This window comes from Chryseobacterium formosum, assembly GCF_026460885.1.
GTDB lineage: Bacteria > Bacteroidota > Bacteroidia > Flavobacteriales > Weeksellaceae > Chryseobacterium > Chryseobacterium formosus.
The window spans coordinates 1-300 of the sequence record NZ_JAOVZW010000048.1 but is presented as its reverse complement, the minus strand read 5'-3'; the positions used below and the strand labels follow the sequence as shown (position 1 = coordinate 300).

1 protein-coding gene is annotated in these 300 nt (G+C 44.3%); it reads right to left on the bottom strand.

Going from position 1 to position 300, the window contains the following annotated elements; translation table 11 throughout:
- Positions 1 to 300: hypothetical protein (locus OF897_RS21460; protein WP_267267706.1), on the bottom strand; the 300-nt coding region annotated here is incomplete at both ends.

Genomic DNA, 300 nt, shown 5'->3' with positions numbered 1-300 from the left:
TGGCAGTTCCAGAAAACTCCTGTTCCCCAATAAGCGGCTCCGGACGTACCGGATAACTGACAAGATTCTCCCGGCAAATGACGGTAATTTGCATCCGCACACGGTATCGGGTAAGAATAGTATTCCGGTGTACAGGATGTTCTTTGTGAAAGAGACGATAAATCCATATTGGCAAGCTCCGTCACCTGCTCTTTGTTTTTAAAATCTACAAATTCTCTGTTGGCAATTTTGGCTTTGTCTGCTTCCGTAAGATTAAGAACGATATGAAAAACCCTGTAGCTTCCGTCTGTATTGGGAGTC